This window comes from Flavobacterium sandaracinum (assembly GCF_004349135.1).
In the GTDB taxonomy this organism is placed as follows: Bacteria; Bacteroidota; Bacteroidia; order Flavobacteriales; family Flavobacteriaceae; genus Flavobacterium; species Flavobacterium sandaracinum.
Genome location: NZ_SMFN01000003.1, coordinates 68,788 through 87,077, shown reverse-complemented (window position 1 = coordinate 87,077; position 18,290 = coordinate 68,788). Strand labels below are relative to the sequence as shown.

Sequence of the window (18,290 nt, the reverse complement as noted above, 5' to 3'; positions counted from 1 at the left end):
GTGATGCTAAAATATTTTTTAAACACTTAAAGGGATGAAATAAAAGGATTAAATAACAAATTGTTTGTTTTTCCAACGTTTCAATACGGGTAAAATATTCAATGCTTTTTGAACCATATAACTAGGAAGTTTTTTTTTCTCCATGTGCATTTTTACGGTTTTTTTCATTTCTTCCAAGTTCATTTCCGGGTTTTTAAAGTGGCTGTCCTCATAACAATACCGGCAATATTCACTCGTTTTTAGGCCATTATTTTCTGTTCCTTTCGCTTCTTCTGTAGTCAGTGGCATTCCGCAACTTTGACAAAAAGGTGTGTTTTCCATGTGGGTTGATTTAAATAGTTAGCTTTCTTTCTTTATGTTGTTTCTAATTTATTTTTCTGGGTAAACAATTTTGTCAATTCGTTATCCTTTTTTAGATTTTCGCTTTCGCAAAAAGTACTGCGTAATCGATTTAATTTAAAAACGACGAGCGCTTTTAGGTATTGATTTTCAGATTATTGAGTAGTTAATGGCGCTTTGAATCGTCTATTTAAAAATTCTAATTTAATTCACAAATACAGGCAGATAAGTGTTTAAATGTGTTTCTGCTGGATACAGTTTGAAATGTTTTAGTTGTCATTGTGCGACAAACCCACCGTCTACCGCCATAACATGTCCGGTTACAAAGGAGGCTTCATCTGAGCACAGCCAAATAACAGCACTAGCTATTTCTTCTGGAAGACCAAAACGGCCAATGGGTTCTAAACCAGTAAATTGTTCTATCGCTTCTTTTGTTTTCCCGGTCAGTCGGTCAATCATTGGGGTTTGAATAACACCGGGACAAACTACATTTACTCGGATTCCTTGTTTGGCACATTCTAATGCTGTGGTTTTGGTGAGTCCCACAATTCCATGTTTAGAAGCTACATAGGCCGGCAATCCGGCAAAACCAATCAATCCAGCCACTGATGCACAGTTGACGATGGCTCCTTTGCCTTCTTTGAGCATTTCCGGAATTTCATATTTCATACAAAGCCAAATTCCTTTTAGATTTACACTGATGGTTTTATCCCAATTTTCCTCTGTACATTCTTGGGTTGTAGCAGTATTTCCTTCGATTCCGGCATTGTTGAACGCATAATCCAATCGACCAAAGGCGGCAATTGTTTGCACCACCATCGCTTTTACATCTTCGGTTTTTGAGACATCACATTTGATGAAAATAGCTTCACTGCCCAGTTCTTTGATGAGGTCTACCATTTCATCATTTTCTTTCCAGTCAGCTATGGCTACTTTTGCTCCTTTTTTGGCAAAAGCTAGTGCTGCTGCTTTACCGATTCCTGATGCGCCTCCGGTTACTAATGCTACTTTATTCTTGAATGTTGTTTCCATGATTTGTTTTTTTAAATGATAATTTTTATTTTGGATTGCCGTTCTGCTTCTAAAATATTTTCAATTCCTTTTATCAATGCATCTGGGTTAAATGAGATACTATCTATTCCTTCGTTCACTAAAAATTTGGCAAATTCAGGAAGGTCACTGGGTGCTTGTCCGCAGAGTCCCACTTTTATTTCGTAGTGCTTGGCGACCCGAATGGTTTCTTTTATCAACGCTTTGACTGCTGGATTTTCCTCATTAAACAAATAACTGACTAAGGCTGAATCACGATCCAGTCCCAAGGTGAGTTGGGTTAAATCATTAGAACCAATTGAAAATCCATCAAAGAGTTTTGCAAATTCAGCAGCCATCAATACATTGCTTGGAATTTCAATCATCACGTATACTTCTAATCCGTTGACGCCTTGTACTAAACCATTTTTTGTCATTTCCGCTAATACATTTTCACCTTCTTCTACTGTTCTACAAAATGGAATCATCAATTTTACATTGAGAAGTCCCATTTCGTTGCGCACTTTTTTCATGGCTTCACATTCTAAAGCAAACCCTTTTCGATAAAAATCACTGTAATAACGGGAAGCGCCACGAAAACCAATCATGGGGTTTTCCTCGTTAGGTTCATAAAATTTTCCTCCGATGAGGTTGGCGTATTCATTGCTTTTAAAATCACTCATGCGCACAATTACTTCTTTTGGATAGAAAGCGGCTGCAACAATCGCTACCGCTTCGGCGAGTTTATCGATGAAATATTTTTTTGGATCTTCGTATCCTTTTGTTAATGCTGCTATTTCAGATTTGATTTTTTCATCGGTTATTTTTTCAGGTTCGCATAATGCCAAAGGATGGATTTTGATTGTATTCGAAATCGCAAATTCCATTCGCATTAAACCCACACCTTGATTGGGATAATGGCTTAACTCAAACGCTCTTTCGGGATCAGACAGAATGAGCATGGGATGCGTCTCTGGCATTTTTAGGGCACTAAAATCCCGCTCTGTAATGTCCCATTTCAGCAGTCCATCATAGATGTTTCCTGTTGTACCTTCGGCGCAGGATACGGTAATTTCCTGACCATTTTTTAGCACTGAAGTGGCATCTCCGCAACCCACCACAGCAACGGTTCCTAGTTCTCGAGCCACAATAGCAGCATGACTGGTACGGCCTCCTTTATTAGTGATAATTGCTGCGGCTCGTTTCATGATGGGATCCCAATCTGGGTTTGTCAAATCCGTTACGATTATTTCCCCATTTTGTAATAAATAGCCCTCTTGCGGATTGTTTAGAATTCGCGCTTTACCAGAAGCAATTTTATCACCTAATGCGATTCCTTGAACTAGGAGAGTGCTTTTTTCTTTGAGCTTATAAATTTCTCGCAGTTGCTTATTTGCTTTTCCATGAACGGTTTCTGGACGTGCCTGCACAATGTACAATTGATTGTTTAAACCGTCTTTGGCCCACTCAATGTCCATTGCTTTTTTATAATGTTTTTCAATTTTTGAACACCATTGTGCCAGTTGAATGACTTCTTTGTCGTTTAGCGAAAATTGTTTTTGTTTTTCCAATGAAGTATCTTTATTAACAATGGTATTTTCAGCAGCTGAACCTGCGACTCTATCTTTATAGATCATCGTAAATTCTTTTTGGCCGCACTGTCTTTTTAAAATGGGAATCACGTTCGGATTTGCTAATGTAGGTTTGAATACTATCCATTCGTCAGGTGTAACAGTGCCTTGAACAATATTTTCTCCCAGTCCCCAAATACTATTGATGATGATGGTATTTTCGAATCCGCTATCGGGATCAATTGTAAAAGCGACGCCAGAAGCCGCTTTGTCACTTCGAACCATTTGTTGAACACCCACAGAAATAGCAATGTCTAATTTAGTAAAATCCATGTCGTGACGGTATTTTATGGCACGATCTGTAAACAGCGAAGCGTAACAACGGTGAATAGTGGACAGTAATTCTTGTTCTCCATTAATATGAAGAAAAGACTCCATTCGTCCTGCGAAACTTGCTGTGGGTAAATCTTCAGATGTGGCACTACTTCGTACTGCGACATCTAGATTTGAGGTGCCACATTGCTTACTCAGCGATTCGTAAGCGAGTTTTATTTCATCCCGTATTTCTTCGGGAATAGCTGCAGATAGAATGAGATTTCTAGCTTTTTCTCCAATAAGCGAAAGATTTGAATATTCTTTGGTATCTAAAGACAACAATAAATCTTGCAGTAGTTTTTCTAAACCATTGGTTTTTCGAAATAGCCGATACCCTTCGGCAGTAACGGCAAATCCGTTTGGAATAGTAATACCAATTGGATTGAGTTGATTGTACATTTCCCCAAGCGATGCATTTTTGCCACCTACTTTGTCAATTGCATCAATATTTATTTCGTTGAAAAACAGAATGTACTTGTATGTTTTCATGGCGTCTTTTTTTAATGGTAAAGGGTATTAAATTGGGTACGTCAAATAGTAATAGTCAAAAAAACAGGAGCTTGTTTTTTAATCACAACCATAAATTTTTTAATTCAAAGCTATGCTCGGAATTTAGGAATCATTTTAAGCTTTTAGCGGGAAGTAGTAGGAGCTTCATCTAGCTAAACGAATAGCGTAAATTTAGACAAATATTTTTTATAATTTAAAATAAAACGACATTTTTATTTTATAAATTGCTGTTTATCAGTATAATATGTATTTTATCGAGAGGCTTATTGTAATTTTTATTTTGAATATCTAATAATCGGTACTACTGGTCTTTATTTTAGGAGAAAAGGATTAAAAAGGAACACAAATAAAATAAAGTTACTAATCGAAATACTGTACTTATGACTTTCACAAAAAGTTTTTAATTGCAGAAAAAAGTGTTCTTGAGTAGATGTGTTTATTTTTCCTAATTTTGTTTTTTTGTTTTTTGAAAATAATCTGAAAAAGGAGTATTTTTTTATGGATTACTATAAATTTAAGCAGTTACGATTCTGTTAATTCGAAATTAATTTTATTTTTGTAGCCAGACCAATTGTTTTTCCAATTAGAAGTAGTGCACAATGAACTTAAACCTAAATAATTAATCAGTACCGATTAATTATTGATCAGTAATAGTAAAGAAAATACCCATTTTAATGAATGTAGATCCAAAACCGGAAAATGAAATTGAAAGACTCCAAGAACTGAAAGACTTTGCTATTCTGGATTCATTGTCTGAAAAAGAATATGATTCTATCGCGCAGTTAGCCTCTTTTATTTGCGGAACTCCTATAGCTTTAGTCAGTTTAATAGATGAAGACCGACAATGGTTTAAATCAAAAGTAGGGATAGATGTGTCAGAAACAGCTAGAGAAATATCTTTTTGCCAATACACTATTTTAGGTGATGACGTTTTTGAAGTTCAGAATGCTACTGAAAACAAACTGTTTTCGGAAAATCCATTGGTCACGGGTAGTCCCAATATCCGATTTTATGCCGGAGCACCACTTCGAACTAAAAGCGGACTTAATATGGGGTCACTTTGTGTTATCGATACGGAACCTAGGGCTCTTAACGATAAACAAAAAAACGCTCTGAAATTGCTAGCTGATCAAGTTGTTGCCTTATTAGATTCACGCAAAAAACATTTAGACTTCCTAGAATCTCAAAAGGAAATGCAAAATTTTATTGATCTGTCTAAAGATTTGGTTTGCATCGCTAATGTGAATGGATTATTCTATAAAGTCAATCCTGCATTTACTAAGGTTTTAGGCTATTCTAAACAAGAATTGGAAGGAACTCCTTTTGTTGATTTTGTGCACCCTGATGATTTGGCTCAAACCTACAAAGAAGTAGAGAAATTATCAAAGGGGGAGTTAACGATTAGTTTTGAGAACCGTTTTCGTTGCAAAAATGGAGATTATATTATACTGAGCTGGAATACCTCACCAGATCCTACAACTGGAAATTTATACTGTATTGCTCGAAATGTGACTAAGGAAAAAGAAGCCGAGCAACATTTAATCGATGGGAATAAGTTATTAGAGGAGTCGCAACATATTGCTAAAATTGGGAGCTGGAAATTTAATTTAGTTACTAATAATCTTGTTTGGTCTGAAGGTCATTATCGTATTTTTGAATTGGAACAATTGTCTTCGGATCAGTTGTATAAAGAATATAGAAACAGAATTCACAAGGATGATTTAGTAAAGTTGGACCAAGTAAGTGAGAATGTTATACAAACAGGAAAAGACTTTAAAATCAAATATAGAATCGTATTTCCAGACCAAAGAGTCAAACATATTCTAGAAATTGGACAACCTTTTAAAAACGAAAAAGGGGAGGTGATTGAGTTAAAAGGAATTATTCAGGATGTTACGGAGATCACCTTAGCAGAGCAGAAAATCATTCAAAAATCAAAAGAAATAAGAGACATACGATCTGCTTTAGATGAATCAGCAATTGTATCTATTTCAGATCAACAAGGATTGCTCACGTTTGTAAATGATAACTTCTGTAGCATTTCTAAGTATACTAAAGATGAGCTAATAGGCAAAGATCAACGCACTATTACGGGGCATTTTCCCAAAGAATTTTCTAAACAAATTTTGAAAACAATTGTTAACGGGGATGTTTGGAAAGGCGAAACGAGAAATTTAGCTAAAGACGGTTCTTATTATTGGGAAAAAGCAACCATTGTTCCCTTTTTGGACGAAAAAAATAAGCCGTATCAATACATTTCAATAAGCACCGATATCACGGATCAAAAAAATGCGGAAGCAAACTTAAATAATGCACTACTAAATTTGAGTAAAAAAAACAACGAACTCGATCAGTTTGCTTACGTAGTTTCACATGATTTGAAGGCGCCACTTCGAGCCATTAATAATTTGTCAGAATGGATTGTCGAAGATATGCCAGGTATGCCGGAGACCGTTAGCGCTAATTTTGACCTACTTCGTGGACGCGTGTTGCGTATGGAAAACTTAATCAATGGAGTTCTAGAATATTCGCGCATAGGTCGTACTGAAATCGAAAAGGAAAAGATTGATTTAAAATTGATGTTAAGTCAAATTATAGATTCTATTGTTCCAAAACAAGGCTTTGAAATCACGATTGGTAAAAACTTTCCAGAGATTGAATCCGAACGAATACTTTTGCAGCAAGTATTTAGTAACTTGATTAGTAATGCTGTTAAGTACAGTAATAAGGCGGTAGGTAAAATAGACTGCCAGTATAAATCCCTGCCCGGTTTTCATCAGTTTAGTATAAAAGATAATGGTCCTGGGATTGCAATAGAATACCATAAAAAAGTATTTAAAGTTTTTCAAACTATTGAGGCACGCGATGTAAAAGAGAGTACAGGTATAGGTTTGTCTATTGTGAAAAAAATTATTGAAGAAAAAGGAGGAAATATACATATTGAATCTAAAGAAAATGAAGGATGTAGTTTCGTTTTTACATTCCCTAAATAAATAAAGATGAAGGAAGAAGAAGATAAATGTAAACAGGAATTAGTAGCCCTAAAGAAAGAGTTTGAAGAATTTGTTTACATCGTCTCACATGATATAAAATCGCCTATGCGGGCAATTTCAAATATTACCACGTGGATTGAAGAGGATTTGGGTGCAGTTGAAAATCAAGAGGTGATTGCCAACTTAAGCTTGTTGAAAAACAGGGTCAATCGAATGGAAAATATGATGAATGGACTGTTGGAACTTTCTCGAGTTGATAGATTCGAATTAGAATTTTATGAAGTGAACATTTCAAAAATGATTGCAAATAGCATTGCGTTATTTGATACTAATTCTACTATTGAATTTACATTAAACTCTACACTGGTTAATGAAAATTGCGTAACTTTAGGTGCTAAATTACAGAAAGTGTTGATGAACTTACTCGATAATGCTGTCCGATTTCACGATAAGGAAAATAGAAAAGTAGGCGTTGAGGTTCTAGAAACCGAAACCGATTATGAAATAAAAGTTAGCGATAATGGACCCGGAATACCAGAACAAGCAGTGTCTAAAATCTTCTCTATTTTTTATACTGTTAATTCTAAAGATGTGGTGGATACAACAGGAGCAGGATTAGCCATTAGTTGTAAAATCATGAAATTAGTGGGAGGAAAAATTAAATATACTGCTGGTATAAACAATGGCTCAATTTTTACATTAATTTGGCCTAAAATAATAATATTAAAAAATTAAAATTATGAACCAAAAATTGGTAAATATTTTATTGGTCGAAGACGATGAAGTAGATGTGATGAATGTAAAAAGAGCATTCTCTAAAAATAATATCATGAACCCACTATTTGTTGCAGGAAATGGGGTGGAAGCACTCGAAATGCTAGAAAATCAAATTATTCCGCTGCCAAAAATTATCATTCTTGATATTAATATGCCTAAAATGAATGGGATTGAGTTTTTGAAGATAATGAGAGAAAACGAGAAACTTAAAAACATATCTGTTTTTGTTATGACCACTTCAAATGAAGATAGCGACAAGATAAATGCTTACAATTTGAATGTTGCAGGATATATTCTTAAGCCACTTTCTTTTGAAAAGTTTTTGACTTCAGTAGCTACTCTCAAGAATTTCTGGCAATTATGTGAACTTTAATATATCCAACTCATTTTTGTTATGGGAAATGCAAGTATTCTGCTGATTGATAATAGAAAGTCTCTAATCCAAAACATCAGAAAATCTTTTTCAGAAATAGACGTAAAATATACTTTATTTTCCGCTGCCAATGAAAAGGAGGCTTGGTCTATGTTGGATGGCTCTGAAAAAATAATTCCTATACCTAAAATAATTTTAATCGATATCAATAGTACAAATAATAAAGGATTACAGTTCTTGAATGCGATACGAAATCATACCGATTTAAAATCAATTTTAGTTTTTGTAATTACAGATTCAAAAACTGATAAAAATAAAGTAGCAGCTTTGAATTTGAATATTGCAGGCTATATTCCCATGTCATTCGAAAGCCAAACTCTAAACTCATTTATGACAGTCCTCAATGATTATTGGAATATTATCGAATTTTCTAGTCAAAAATAACAGCATACTATATGGCCCAAGTTTTAAAAATATTAATAATTGACGATGATAAAATCGACGCGATCACTATCACTCGTTCCATTTCGCAATCTGGTATAATTGCAGAAGTAGATAGCGTTTTTTCAGCAAAAGGAGGTATCGAAAAAATTACAAAATTGGAGTATGACTTAATATTTTTAGATTACATGATGCCCGATACCGATGGAATTTCTTTTTTGAAAAAAATTAGAGATTTAGATATTGAGACACCTGTAATTTTTGTAACCTCACAGGGAGACGAAAAAATCGCTAGTCAAGCAATATTAAGTGGTGCCTCAGATTATATTCCAAAAACGTTACTGACTCCAGATGGAGTGTCTCAAAGCATCAGGAATGCCATTAAATTGCATGAGAGTTTAAAACTCAGAAAAGTTACTGAACTAGCGCTGAAAGTCAATTCAAATCGACTTCTTGAAGCTCAAAAATTAGCAAAAATAGGAAGTTGGGAAGTCAATTTAAGCAACAATGAGGTCTATTTTTCAGATGAGTTTTTTACTATTTTTGAAGTTGAAAATGAGAAGACTGTGTCAGTAGATTTTTTTAAATCCTGTTTTACAGATGACAAAGACTTAGCCCTTTTTGAAACGAATCTAAAGCATGTTAAAGAAACAAAAACGGAAGTGCAATTCCATCATAGTATCACTAGTAAAAAAGGAACTGTAAAATACATCAAGCAATTTATTAAATGTTTGAATGATGAAAAAGATAAACCTTGCAAAATACTAGGTACCATTCAAGATATTACTGAACAAAAACGAACAGAAGCAGAGCTAATAAAAGCTAAGGAATTAGCTGAAAAAGCAGTAGTTATAAAAGAACAGTTTCTAACCAATATGAGTCACGAGATCCGGACTCCTATGAACGGGATTATTGGGTTTGCCAAAATTTTAGAAAGTACAAAATTAGATAATAACCAAAAGCAGAGTGTAGAGGCCATTAAAAAAGCCAGTCAAAACTTGATGTTTATTATTAATGACATTCTTGACTTCTCTAAAATTGAAGCAGATAAAATGACTTTCGAAGAGGTGAACTTTTCATTATCAAAAACAATTTATTCTGTAATTGAGTTATTGGCTCAAAATGCAAAAGAGAAGAAAATTAAATTATTATACGATATTGATGCTAAAATAAGTGATAATCTAATTGGTGATCCTACGAAGTTATCTCAAATATTAGTAAACTTATTGGGGAACGCACTGAAATTTACTGAAAAAGGTTTTGTCGAATTAGTAGTTACCGAAGTGCAGGAAACAGTATCAGAATGTAAATTGAAATTTTCAATTATCGATACTGGAATTGGTATCCCAAGTGATAAAGTAGATTCCATATTTGAAAGTTTCAATCAGGCATCAAATGAAACAACAAGAAAATATGGCGGAACAGGACTTGGTCTTGCAATTACACGCAAACTTGTGGAGTTGCAGGGAGGAAAAATTAGTGTTGACAGTGCAGTTGCTAAGGGAAGTGAATTCTCCTTTTCCTTAGTGTATAAAAAAGCGGAAAAAGGAATTACTATTTCGCCTCAATTGACAAATAAAACCACATCTCCAGATTTCTTAAAGGAGGTAAAAATACTCTTAGTGGAGGACAACGAACTCAACCAGCTTCTAGCAATCAAAGTGTTTGAAAAATGGGGAAAAGAAATTGATGTTGCTGATAACGGAAACACAGCCATTAAAAAAATAGAAAAAACAGCTTATGATATTATTTTATTAGACATTCAAATGCCTGAAATGGATGGTATTGAACTCACTAAATACATTAGGTCCAATATGGGAGAAAAATCTATGATTCCAATTATAGCATTAACAGCGCACGCCACGGTAGAGGAAGAACGAAAATGTATTGAAAATGGAATGAATGATTATTTGTCTAAGCCCTATGATTTTGATGTGTTATTGAATAAATTATATCTAAATTTAGATATAAGTAAAAGGGATACGATGCACTCTTTAGGCACAAAAAAAGAAGAACTAACAACAGAAAAAGTAGTTGATCTTAAATATTTGAAAGATTTTTCAGAAGGTGATGAGAATTTTATCAAAGAGATGATTTCGCTTTTTTTAGAAAATACACCTGAAACAATGGAAATAATTCTGAAATCTAATGATAATAATGACATCAAGATTTTGAAAGAAGAAATTCATAAGCTTAAGTCTTCTCTCAGTTTGTTGGGGATGATCAAAGCATCTCAATGTGTTGACATTATTGAAAAAGAAATTGAAACAAATCCTCTGGGATCAACAAGAATAAATGAAGTTATTAATTTAAACGAGATTTGCCAGTTGGCTATTAACGAATTACAGGAAGTGGTTGCGCTTTAATAGTGAATGGGAGATTTAAGTGTTGTCATTTGATGAAAATGCGTTTAAGGCACTGTGAATAATCTTATTTTAGTAAATTAATTCTCCTGAAAAATTAAGTCATAGGAGAATGAAATTGTTTTGCTTTTAGTTTGAATCTATAAAACCAGTTAGTATGAAAACAATTTTAGTTGCTGAGGATGACGAAATGATGTCAAAAGCTATGGAATTTAAATTGGTTAGAGAAGGATATAAAGTCCTTTTATGTCCAAATGGTCAGATTGCTTTAGAAAAAATTGTTTCTGAAAATCCAGATTTAATAATTTCAGATATTATGATGCCATTTGTAACCGGTTTAGATATTGTCAAAAAAGTAAAAATCGAGTTAAAATTAAACATCCCAATAATAATGCTGTCCGCAGTGGGACTGGAGAAAACAGTTTTGGAAGCTTTTGAGCTTGGAGCAGATGACTTTATAACAAAGCCATTCAGTCCGAATGAATTATCTGTTAGAGTAAAACGCTTGCTGCTCAAGAAATAAAAAGTAGGACAATTTGTTTTAGTAGGTTACCAATACATTTTCTTGTAATTATGTAGTGCAGCACCTCTATGTGAGTCAGTTCTTTTACTTAATTTCGAAAATAAAAAGTATTCCTATCTTGAAATAAACCCTAGTTTTTGATAAGAATACATATCCTATTAATTTTTGCAAAAAATATAAATCATAAAATAGATACCTCGATTATTTAAATTATAAGCGAGGTTTCTATTTTATGCTAAACAGGAAATATTTTGTACTATTTATTTAATGTGAAGGTTCATAGATCAATCGTAAAAAACTACTAAATCTTTGATTCTCCCTATTGATGGGAATACCTGTTACAATTCCAACAAGCAAATTATCAGTAATTACCACTCGCATTTGAGGTCTGATAGTCATGTCAAAATCATTCTTTTTTAGCTCTTTATTGAACTCAATACCAATAAAATTTCTTGTTCCTGGTATCATATAATGAAAATTGGAATTTATTTGCCAATTGGTGCTTGTTGCATTGTCTGAAAAATGGTGTATAAATTGAGGTCCTGTATAGAGTAAGGTATGAAAATTTTGGCCCCATCTTTTGGCTGCTACAAAAAACGGATTGTATCCATTTCCTGTATAAAAAGTGTCATTTCCATAATTCTTAAAATCTGCCAATCCAAATTCTTGAATGTAACCGACAGCCATTGAAGTTTTCCTTTTTTCAGAAACGAAAAAAGTATATTGTGCTGCTAATTTTATACTATTGAGTTTACTTCCGGGTGTATCTGCGTTGCCATTTGTAGGATAGTAAATTGAGAAGGGTAATTCTACTTCAAGTCCTAATCTATTTATTGGAGCCCATTCATATTCTACTAATGCCGTGTATTCATCATGCGTAATATTATCAGTCATTCCAATACCTATATTCCATTCTTTTTCTCCTTTTAGTGCTCCCAAATCTCTAATCAGGTCAATGTATAATGGCTCTGCATGTAAAACCTTAATTGGTTTTCTTGGATTTTCTACTTCTTGTATGTAAAGGCTATCTGCCAGGCTTTTTTTTTGTGCTTCATTCTCTTGTGCTTTAGAGCTACCCATTGTTAGCACCGTTAAAACTAAGACGAATTTGTATGTTTTTAAAAATTTAGGAACCATTTTAATCTGTTTTTACGATCCAAAACGAAGTATCCTTATCTTCTAAAGAAGACAGTTACTTGCGATTTGATACCAATTGTATGTATAATTTAGTTTTCCTGAATGCTTTCAGGACGTGTACAGTACCGATATAATGTTAAATTAATCCAATTTTCATTGGACTACATGGAATAGATAATCGGTGTCAATAACAAACTAAACCTCAGGTGGAGGAGTGTGAATTTCAAAATAGGGTATACCAATAGAACGGTTTAACTCAACTAAGTTGTCTTGTTTGAAATAGGTGTATTTTTTATTCAAGTGTAAACCAGTACTTGGTAGGACAAAAAAATCTAGTAAAATAGTGGTTTTGTGCGCTATTCTTTTATCAATATCATTGTCTTCGTTCTCAGCGATTGCATCTTCGAATCCTAATATTTTTTCAACAAAAATTTCTATAATACTTTCCTGATCGTTATACGTTAAATCCTCCTTACCATAATAAGAATTAACATTAGGACAATCTACGGTACAGTTCAGAACATACAAGGACATAAATCCCCAAAAATAGCGTATGAATGTAGTATTTTGAAAGTCTATTGTCATGGTGCATAATTACATTAAATTATGCAATTCTATAGATAAATGTTCGTTAATATAAAGTGAAACTTATCTTAGCTTATTGGGAATGCTGCTATCGTTCTGATTTATAGACATGAATGGATTGCCCAACTAATTTCCATTGCCCTTTTATTTTTTCTACCAATCTAATTTCATGGGAGTAACTTCTTTTACCATCTTTAGCGGTAGAAACTTCGTCATGACTTACCCAAGCATTATTTTCTTTGATACTCATTTTGTAGTTTGTATTGACTGAATAGCCACCATTTCCCATAGATTTTGGATCGGTATTGGTCATGGCAATAGCAGGAATATCTAAAGTTTTTCCATCTGCTGTTGAAACTAATATCCTACTGTAGGGCTGGATGTGCCAGCATTCGGCATGTGCTTTTCCATCTCTGGCTCTCCATGTTGCTGATTCTGTCTCTAATAGTTTTTTGATCTTTTCTGATTCGTCACTCTTTTGCTTACAAGCAATTAGTGATGCTATTACCAGTAGATAAATTAATGATTTACAATTCATTATGTTGTTTTTTAGGTATTATTAAAAATCTGTTTCAACTTGCCAGAATAAAAACGATATTTTATTTTGCAAAAAGCATCCAAAAAGAAATTAGCAACTATCAATGTGTCATTCTAAAGCTTAGTTCTTTTGTAATTCTAGGTAGAGCAAAGTAAAAATACACTATTATAATCCTTTGGATGTAATTATTAATAACGTCTATTCGAGAGTTTTTTTGTACAGTTAAACGGAAAAAACTTATCGATACGCTCCATTACTCGAAGTGACGTATATCGAGAACCGTTTTTGGTAATATTTTTTATTGTTCTAGATTCGATTTTCTTCTAAAATCAGTAGCACTTACCAAAAACTAATTTTATCAAATCCAATCGTTTATTCTGTGCGCTGATTGTCAGTACTGCGCCTAACTTCTATTTTTATTTTTGGAATTTTATTTTCCAACAGATTGTAATTAAGACAAAACAATTTGCCTTAATTGGACCTTTAATTTCATTTTTTTTGGTTTTGCTAAATCTGTTAGCTTTTGTATTTTGATGATAGTTAAGGTTTTTTTGCTCCAGCTGAAAATTTCCCCAACCTTCATTCCCATTGTATTCAACCCCATACTGAGATGCTGAACCAATTAACCTATTAGACGCGAGTTTCTCCAGTTCCTCCTCTAACCATTTCCAATGCGTAGCTCCTAAATAGCTTGAGTCAGGTTCCTATTGGGGATAAAGTGCTCTACTATAGAAATACTTTTTATCAGTAGGAACTTTGCCATTAATTTTGAAAAGTGGGCTGTGTGGCTACCTGATCGTATTAAGATTTAAGGATACGCTTTTTATCAATGCCTCCATAGATTTGTTGCCAAGGAAAAATAAATAAATCAGGTTGGTGTTGAACTACAACATCAAAAATGGATAAAGTATTGCTTTGATACAAACAAGAACCAAAAGTAATTTTTGAAATATTCTTTTGACAATACCCATTATTGCAGAGCAGTAAGAACTTGTAATCACTTTAAAATATATTTATCAAATGCAATTGGAATTAGCGGCTAAAAAGCAGAGAATTACAGTAGGAAAAAAATATTTGACACAAAACAGTTGTTAATTAAAAGTTAAAACATTGATTAACATGCAGTTTAAAGGCACTAAAAATTATTTTTGATATTGAATAACCATTAAATAACCACTAAATGAAGAAATTTTTCATTTTAACTGCAATTGCAGCCCTATTGTTAGTACCCACCACCCAATTTGCCCAATCCAAGAGGAAAAAAGATAAAAACGCGGTTACGCTTCCCGCTCCGGAAAAGAAGCCAGAACCTACCATCAAGGAATACAGCAAAGTAATTACTAAAGGGGCTATTTCAGACGAAGGCTTGTTTACAGTTCACAAAGTAGATAAAAAATATTTTTTCGAAATCCCGAATAAATACTTAGATAAAGACATGCTTTTAGTAAGTCGGTTGTCTAAACTGCCCTCTAATCTTGGAGGTGGCTATGTAAATGCAGGATCCGAAACGAACGAGCAGTTAATTGTTTGGCAACGTTTTCAAGATAAAATCTTAATTAAATTGAAATCATTTAGCGCAGTAGCCAATGACAGTTTGCCAATCAGTATATCAGTTAAATCTAACAATTATGAACCCACTTTATTCGCTTTTGATATTGTAGCATTTAGTAAAGATTCTGCAAATACGGTTATTGATGTAACTAAATTTTACGGTACAGATGTAAAATCGATCAGCGGATTATCAGCTGAAATGAGAGAAACCTATAAAGTAAAAGGACTGGATGAATCCCGTAGTTTTATCAATACGATGAAAAGTTTCCCATTAAATATTGAAGTAATTCAAGATTTTAGTTATAATGCTTCTAAGCCGCCAAGTCAAGAAGACGCAGAAACGATCAGTATTCAAATGAATCAATCGATGATTTTATTGCCTGAAAAATTGATGCAACCGCGCCTAGCAGATCCGCGCGTTGGGTGGTTTACTATGAGCCAAATCGATTATGGAAGTGAGGAATTAAAATCAGATAGTAAAACGTACATTCGCCGCTGGAAATTAGAACCTAAAGATCCTGTCGCTTACGCAAAAGGGGAGTTGGTAGAACCCATCAAACCCATCGTGTACTACTTAGATCCTGCTACTCCTGAAAAACTGCGCAAGTACATCAAGCAAGGTATTGAAGATTGGCAAAAGCCTTTTGAAACAGCTGGTTTTAAAAATGCTATTATTGCCAAAGATGCACCAACAAAGGAGCAAGATCCTGATTTCAGCCCAGAGGATATTCGCTATTCCGTTATTCGGTATGTGGCGAGTACGACGCGTAATGCGGTTGGACCAAGTGTATCTGATCCAAGAACAGGAGAAATTATCGAGAGCGACGTGATTTGGTACCACAACCACTTGCGCTCCTACAGAAACCGGTATTTATTAGAAACGGGAGCTGCAAATCCAACAGCACGAACATTAAATACAAGTGATGAAGAAATGGGTGAAATGATGCGTATGGTTATCGCTCACGAAGTGGGACATGCGCTTGGATTTCCTCACAATATGGGGGCAAGTTGTGCTTATGATACCGAAAGCTACCGAGATGGTGACTTTACACAAAAAAGCGGAATCGCAGCCAGTTTGATGGATTATGCACGTTTTAATTACATTGCTCAACCTGGAGATAAAAATATTCGTTTTATCCGTAAAATGGGGCCATACGATCATTATGCCACTAATTGGGGATACAGAGTAATTCCTAATGTGACATCACCTGAGAATGAAGTTCCTATATTAGACCAATGGATCATGGAAAAATCTAACAATATTATTTATAAATATGGGAAACAAAGCAGCAGTTTCGATCCTACTTCACAAACTGAAGATATAGGGAATAATGCCATGAAAGCAAGTACTTATGGACTCAAAAACTTGCAGTATGTAGCCTCACATTTATCAGAATGGACTAGTGATGTTACTAATGATTATGAAGATTTAGACGAATTATACAAAGAGATGTTGGATGTTTGGAGCAGGTACGTAGGTCATGTAGTTACAAATGTTGGAGGGGTGTATGAAACTACTAAAAAGCCAAATCAAAACGGAACTATTTATGATGTTGTTTCAAAAGCGAAACAACAAGAAGCCATGCAATGGTTACAAACAAATGCTTTTGCTTCTCCTACCTGGTTGGTCAATGTGAATACCTTGAAAAATATTGATTATTCTGGATACACAGAGCGGTTCAGAAACTTACAAGCCCGACATGTAAATAGTGTGATGAGCTTTGAGCGTATTGGGAGATTAATGGATGCAGAAATATTGGGAACGGCTAATTATAAAGCACTCGATTTACTAGGGGATATGCGCAAAGGAATCTGGAAAGAAGCTGATTTGCCAACCAATGTAACAATTTATAGACGAAACTTACAACGTGCTTACATCGAGAGAATGGGGTATCTGATGAAAGAGGAAATCAAATCAGGTCGCTCTTCTGACTTTTACAATGTGGCACAATCTGATGTGAGAGGATTGGTCAGAGGTGAGTTGAACACGTTAAAAAGTACTTTGTCAGTTGCAAAAACGAGAGCCGTAAATACAGAAACAAAATACCATTATGAGGATATTATCAAAAGAATCGAATTAATTCTAAATCCAAAATAATTGCAATTCACGTGATTGTGTTTTAAAAAATCCGAAACTACCCTCAAAAAGCTATACTATTTGGGGGTATTTTTTTGGGAAGAAAAGTCAAATAGGATTACGCATTTCAACTTGAATGGCAAAATCAGTATTATAAAATCATTTATTCTTATCAATATATTTCTAATTAAAAAGGGGTTGAATACCCTAGTGTACCTAAGTAGGTTAATTCTACAATTAATATGGAGAAAGTGGTTTAATGCCGAGAAAGTATCAAAGGAATAGGGTCTCTTTCAAATATAAATCAAAAAGAGTCTTTGTCATTGCGCAATTATTATGTGAAATTTGATATTCCTGATGGAACAAGTGTTGCAAAATGGAAAAGCGGTTTCATTAATTTTGGTGCTAAAGGATTAAAATAATAAGCAAGAGGTTGACTTACAAAAAAGAGTGATTTTAATCGAAAAAATAAAGTCTGTTAAACCGTTATTTGAAGAAGTTAGCTATTACAAGAAGTAGAAATTTTTCGCTGTAAGAATATCAAACTAAAAAGTTTCAGGCCTTAAGTCAAGCCGAAGAGGAAGTTAAAAACGTAAGTCGTAATAAAATTTAGGCTTGAGTATGATTTAAGGTTACTTTTAAAGCGTACAAGTATGGTAAGAAGTAGTTTTTAAGATGAAAAATGAAGTAGGTTTACTGATAGATACCATAAAATAAAGGAGTTAATCAAGGTATTCACCACAAACATAAAGTTCGTTACGGTTAAAGTAGGATTTCTGGTGAACTCAACTATCAATAAGTACTAATAAATCATTAAAACTATTTTAAGTCTAATGAAATTTGTAGGATTCAAAGTATTACTGCAATAGTAAAAATACAAGTCATGCAAAAGAGAATAAGGTAAAACACTACTAATTTATTTTAAATAAATTTTAAAGTGCCGGAACCGAATCAGGAGTAAGCGATCGATAATATAGAATTAAATGTATCAGGTAAAAGGTCTATTTATCATAGCGAATTGGTTTATTTAACCAAGAAATAATTAGCTTCAAATTATACGAACGGTTTTTTGTTTAATCTGGGAAATGATTTAAGATGAGGTGCTTAA

The 18,290-nt window shown here is 33.8% G+C and carries 13 protein-coding genes; 7 read left to right on the top strand and 6 right to left on the bottom strand.

Going from position 1 to position 18,290, the window contains the following annotated elements; genetic code table 11:
- Window positions 1-48: 48 nt before the first annotated feature.
- From E0F91_RS03675 to ppsA, 3 genes are all read right to left on the bottom strand, one after another.
- On the bottom strand, window positions 49-321 hold the full coding sequence (locus E0F91_RS03675) for a zinc ribbon domain-containing protein (RefSeq protein WP_132065003.1): 273 nt from the start codon (window positions 319-321) through the stop codon (window positions 49-51).
- Between the two features lie 294 nt (window positions 322-615).
- Window positions 616-1,371, bottom strand: coding sequence for an SDR family oxidoreductase (locus E0F91_RS03670; RefSeq protein ID WP_132065002.1), 756 nt, complete (start codon window positions 1,369-1,371; stop codon window positions 616-618).
- Window positions 1,372-1,382: 11 nt separating this feature from the next.
- On the bottom strand, window positions 1,383-3,803 hold the full coding sequence (gene ppsA / locus E0F91_RS03665) for a phosphoenolpyruvate synthase (protein WP_132065001.1): 2,421 nt from the start codon (window positions 3,801-3,803) through the stop codon (window positions 1,383-1,385).
- A gap of 695 nt (window positions 3,804-4,498) precedes the next feature.
- Between ppsA and E0F91_RS03660 the strand changes: the two genes are divergently transcribed.
- The 6 genes from E0F91_RS03660 (at window position 4,499) to E0F91_RS03635 (ending at window position 11,294) form a co-directional block, all read left to right on the top strand.
- Window positions 4,499-6,817: a PAS domain-containing protein gene (locus E0F91_RS03660; protein WP_132065000.1), complete on the top strand. Its 2,319-nt coding sequence runs from the start codon at window positions 4,499-4,501 to the stop codon at window positions 6,815-6,817.
- A gap of 6 nt (window positions 6,818-6,823) precedes the next feature.
- On the top strand, window positions 6,824-7,552 hold the full coding sequence (locus E0F91_RS03655; protein WP_132064999.1) for a sensor histidine kinase: 729 nt from the start codon (window positions 6,824-6,826) through the stop codon (window positions 7,550-7,552).
- Window positions 7,553-7,556: 4 nt separating this feature from the next.
- Complete coding sequence (locus E0F91_RS03650; protein ID WP_132064998.1) at window positions 7,557-7,967, top strand: response regulator; 411 nt, start codon at window positions 7,557-7,559, stop codon at window positions 7,965-7,967.
- Window positions 7,968-7,988: 21 nt separating this feature from the next.
- Window positions 7,989-8,411 (top strand): response regulator, encoded by a 423-nt coding sequence (locus E0F91_RS03645; protein ID WP_132064997.1) that lies wholly within the window; start codon window positions 7,989-7,991, stop codon window positions 8,409-8,411.
- Window positions 8,412-8,422: 11 nt separating this feature from the next.
- Complete coding sequence (locus E0F91_RS03640; RefSeq protein ID WP_132064996.1) at window positions 8,423-10,774, top strand: response regulator; 2,352 nt, start codon at window positions 8,423-8,425, stop codon at window positions 10,772-10,774.
- Window positions 10,775-10,928: 154 nt separating this feature from the next.
- Window positions 10,929-11,294 carry a response regulator transcription factor gene (locus E0F91_RS03635; RefSeq protein ID WP_066081531.1) on the top strand — a complete coding sequence of 122 codons (366 nt, stop codon included), beginning with the start codon at window positions 10,929-10,931 and terminating at the stop codon, window positions 11,292-11,294.
- 264 nt (window positions 11,295-11,558) lie between these two features.
- Here the strand turns inward: E0F91_RS03635 and E0F91_RS03630 are convergent, their stop codons facing one another.
- The 3 genes from E0F91_RS03630 to E0F91_RS03620 all read right to left on the bottom strand — a co-directional run bounded on the left by E0F91_RS03630 (window position 11,559) and on the right by E0F91_RS03620 (window position 13,554).
- Window positions 11,559-12,431 (bottom strand): HAEPLYID family protein, encoded by an 873-nt coding sequence (locus E0F91_RS03630; RefSeq protein WP_132064995.1) that lies wholly within the window; start codon window positions 12,429-12,431, stop codon window positions 11,559-11,561.
- A 195-nt stretch (window positions 12,432-12,626) separates the two neighbouring features.
- Window positions 12,627-13,016, bottom strand: coding sequence for a hypothetical protein (locus E0F91_RS03625; protein ID WP_132064994.1), 390 nt, complete (start codon window positions 13,014-13,016; stop codon window positions 12,627-12,629).
- Window positions 13,017-13,104: 88 nt separating this feature from the next.
- Entirely contained in the window at window positions 13,105-13,554 is a 450-nt protein-coding gene (locus tag E0F91_RS03620; RefSeq protein ID WP_132064993.1) for an endo-arabinase, read from the bottom strand.
- A 1,180-nt stretch (window positions 13,555-14,734) separates the two neighbouring features.
- Here E0F91_RS03620 and E0F91_RS03615 point away from each other — a divergent pair.
- Complete coding sequence (locus E0F91_RS03615; protein WP_132064992.1) at window positions 14,735-17,203, top strand: zinc-dependent metalloprotease; 2,469 nt, start codon at window positions 14,735-14,737, stop codon at window positions 17,201-17,203.
- Window positions 17,204-18,290: the final 1,087 nt, after the last annotated feature.